This is a genomic window from Bradyrhizobium sp. P2_E8 (genome assembly GCF_056403875.1).
In genome coordinates, this window is record NZ_JBFUES010000828.1 from 1 (window position 1) to 3,392 (window position 3,392).

Consider the following 3,392-nt stretch of genomic DNA (forward strand, 5'->3'; position numbering starts at 1 on the left):
CTGTTCAGCGAGCGTTGGGCAGTGCGGCGGCCGGCGTACCGTACTTGATCTGGCGATACTCGGGATACCATTTTGTGAAGTAGATCGCGCTGTTGCGGGCGGCGAAGGCGACCGCAAGGCTCGACCAGAGGGGAAGGCCGGGGACGTAGAGCAGCACGAGATTGGCGGCCGCCATCAGCAGCGCGGCCGCGGTCCATGCGCCGGTGATGACGTAATTGGCATAGAGAAAACCGGGCATCGCCGCGGTTTCGGCCGGGACCGATTCAACCGCATATTGCAGCGTGAAGGGACGGCGGAGCAACATCGAGCCGAGCGAGATGACGAAGATGCCGACATCGACCGACAGCTTGACGCCGAGCGTGCCCAGCGCGGGGTCGCGCAGCGCGAGGTAGAGGCCGATTGCGGCGAACACGATCGCCGAGCCCGCAGCCAGGATCTTCACCGACCGGCCCTGCGCGACATCGATCGCGACGGTGGCGAGACAGATCGCGGAAGCCGCGAACACGCTGACCGTGGCCGACGTCACCAGCATCAGGAACGTGAAGGCGCCGTAGGGCGCGAGGATCAGGAAAATCGTCATGGACCGCCTCGGTCAGGCCAATCTTTACAGTGGAAAGATTTCTACTTTAGGGGGCGGTGCTCGTCAAGTAAAATCTTTACAGTGTCAAAATGACGTAGGCGACCTCCAAAAGATGAAGGCCTGCAACGACTTGGTCAGATGCCTCCTCGGCCAATTCCACCCAGGGCAGGCGCGACAGGATCGGCAGCGCGGAGACGATCAAGAGGCCGAGGCAGAGCAAGATGCCGCCGTTGAAGACGGTATGGCGGCTCCGCCGCAGCCGGATCGTCTGGACTGCGAGCGCGGCGCAGGTCAGGGCGAGGACGGCGAGGCAGGCGGCTGTGATCGAGGGCATGTGCATAGGAAACTCCTCTTTCTGTCATTCCGGAGCACGCGAAGCGTCGAGCCCGGAGCCCATCGGGCTTCAGAACACACGGTGAAATGGATTCTCAGATGCGCAATTGCGCATCGTAGCTCGCGACGTCGTCGCGCCCCGGAATGACGCGGTGAGAGCTACGCCGCTCCCACCCAGTTGCCGTGAAAGCCGTCCGGCACGCGGTGGCCGAGTTGCACCAAGGCGGCGGGGCCGGCCTCGATGTCGGTGGCATTGAAGACGGCGAGGTCGCTGCGGTTCTCGCGTGCGCGCCAGACCACCGCGAGCAGCCAGCCGTCGCCTTCGGCTGCATCGCTCGATCGCTCGACGAACACCGGCTCGGAGATGGTGTCGCCGGCGGGCAGCAGATAATGGCCGAGCCGTTTGCCGTTGCCGTCGACATGGACGATGCCGGAGAGTGCGCCGAACATCGGCAGTCTTGGATTGGCGCAGGCGTACCAGCCGTGACGGCTCTTCAGCCCGGCGCGACGATCGTCGATGCGCGGGAATTCGCCGGTGAGATCGTCCAGGTACGTCTGCTGGAAACGATCGGTGTTGCCTGAGAGATCGAACGTCCAGCGGCAATGGCGGGCGCGCGATTTCTCCGGATCGGTCGGCCGGCCGTCGGGATGCGGAAACAGCGGCGCCTCCTCGAACTGCATGACGTCGGCGATGATGCGGTTATCGTCCTCCCACGCGTTCATGACGTGGAAGACGTAGCAGGCCTCAGCACGGAACCAGACGATGTCTTTCGCCGTGCCGTTGCGCTTCATCACGCCGACATAGGCGCCCTTGTCCGGCTCCCAGGCATAGGGCGGCCGTCCGCTCATCGCGCGCTCCATGCTGCCGGTGATGGGAAGGATCGGAAACAGCACATGGTTCGCGGTGACGATGAAGTCATGCACCATGCTGGCATAGGGCGCCTCGAAACGCTCGAAGCGCGTCGCCTTGCCGGATGCATCGATCGATCCGAAGGAGAGGGCAGGCGTCAGCGGCCCCGCGGCGTTGTAGCCGAAGAACAGCATCTCGCCGGTGACGGGATCGACCTTGGGATGCGCGGTAAAACTGCCGGCGACGCGGCCCTGATAGTTGTGATAGCCGCGCGTGGCCAGCGTGCCCGGCTCGATCTCGGTCGGCAAATGCGCTTCTTCCAGCGCCAGCAGCTTGCCGGCGTGGAAGATGATGTTGGTGTTGGCGACGCCACCGTCGGTGAGGTTTTGCGGCGCATCCGGCAGCTTGCGGCCGAAGCCGCCGAACAAGGCGCGGCCTGCGTCGTGCTCGGCGAGCCATTTCGGCGTGCGGACCCAGCGGTTGCGGTAGCTGGCGCGGCCATTCTCGAGGTGAAAGGCGTGCAGCATGCCGTCGCCGACGAACCAGTGCGCGCCGGGCGCATCGAACTGCGGGTTGGGGCCGTTGCGATAGAGCGTGCCGTTCAGCTCGCGCGGCAATTCGCCGACGATCTTGAGGAAGGGCGCGTCGGCCTCGAACGGAATCGGCGCGATATTGTTGTGGCGCTCAGTGATGGCGTTCTGCTGCACGGCGTATCCCTCCTTATCTTTACATCGTAAAGATCAAATAGGGCCGATCGCCGCGCCGGTCAAGCGAAATCTTTACACTGTCAATATTGCGTCATATAGGTTGGTTCATGGGCAAGAGCGATCCGAAGAGCGAAACCAGGTCCGAAGCGGCGCGCATCGTGCGCGCCCCGAGGAAGACATCGTCGGCAACGAGCGGGCGTCCTGCACGCCGTCCGGCCAGTGCGAAGACGGAGACGCCGTATCATCACGGCGCCCTGCGCGAGGCGCTGCTCCAGGCCGCCGAACGGGTGCTGGAGCGCGACGGGCTTGCCGGCCTGACATTGCGCGCGGTGGCGCGCGAGGCGGGCGTTTCGCATGCCGCGCCGACCCATCATTTCGGCGATCTCACCGGCCTTCTCAGCGAGCTTGCGGCCGTCGGCTTCCGCCAGTTCAACGCGGCGATGGCGTCGGCCTGCGACACCGCCACCACACCGCTCGCGCGGGCATTGGCGCGGCCGAAAGCCTATGTGGCCTATGCGCAGGCCCATCCCGGCATGTACGGCATCATGTTCCGCACCGAGCGGCTCGACTATTCCAGGCCCTCGTTGCACGAGGCGGCCGAGGCTTCCTTCGCCGGACTTGCCAATGCCATCGGCGCGATGCGGCAGGAGCAGATCAGCGGCGACGCCCTGACGCTCGACCAGGGCGCCGCGATCGCGCGGGCCTGGTCGATGGTGCACGGCTTCACCACACTGCTGCTCGACGGGCGGCTCTCGGACATCCTCGAGCGGCTGCCCGAGGGCACGACGACCGAGCGGCTGCTCGAGGCGATGCTGACGGCGCCGATTACGGCGAAGCTGCCGGCATAGTGCCGTCGATCGGGCGCAGCACCTAGCGCATCGTCGCGAGTTCGACGGCGCGGCCGCGCGTGCCGATGATCTTC

General features: G+C 65.4%; 4 protein-coding genes. 1 reads left to right on the forward strand and 3 read right to left on the reverse strand.

The genetic code is table 11. The annotated features are described in order from the left end of the window. Positions 1 to 4: 4 nt before the first annotated feature. The 3 genes from AC1D00_RS32585 to AC1D00_RS32595 form a co-directional block, all read right to left on the reverse strand. The gene (locus AC1D00_RS32585; RefSeq protein ID WP_477013493.1) at positions 5 to 580 is read right to left on the reverse strand and encodes a hypothetical protein; all 576 of its coding nucleotides are present in this window, start codon (positions 578 to 580) and stop codon (positions 5 to 7) included. Between the two features lie 76 nt (positions 581 to 656). After that, positions 657 to 920 carry a hypothetical protein gene (locus AC1D00_RS32590; RefSeq protein WP_477013494.1) on the reverse strand — a complete coding sequence of 88 codons (264 nt, stop codon included), beginning with the start codon at positions 918 to 920 and terminating at the stop codon, positions 657 to 659. A 152-nt stretch (positions 921 to 1,072) separates the two neighbouring features. Beyond that, a complete protein-coding gene (locus tag AC1D00_RS32595; protein WP_477013495.1) occupies positions 1,073 to 2,470 on the reverse strand; it encodes a carotenoid oxygenase family protein in 1,398 nt (465 codons plus the stop codon). 107 nt (positions 2,471 to 2,577) lie between these two features. Between AC1D00_RS32595 and AC1D00_RS32600 the strand changes: the two genes are divergently transcribed. Beyond that, on the forward strand, positions 2,578 to 3,318 hold the full coding sequence (locus AC1D00_RS32600) for a TetR/AcrR family transcriptional regulator (RefSeq protein WP_404557922.1): 741 nt from the start codon (positions 2,578 to 2,580) through the stop codon (positions 3,316 to 3,318). Positions 3,319 to 3,392: the final 74 nt, after the last annotated feature.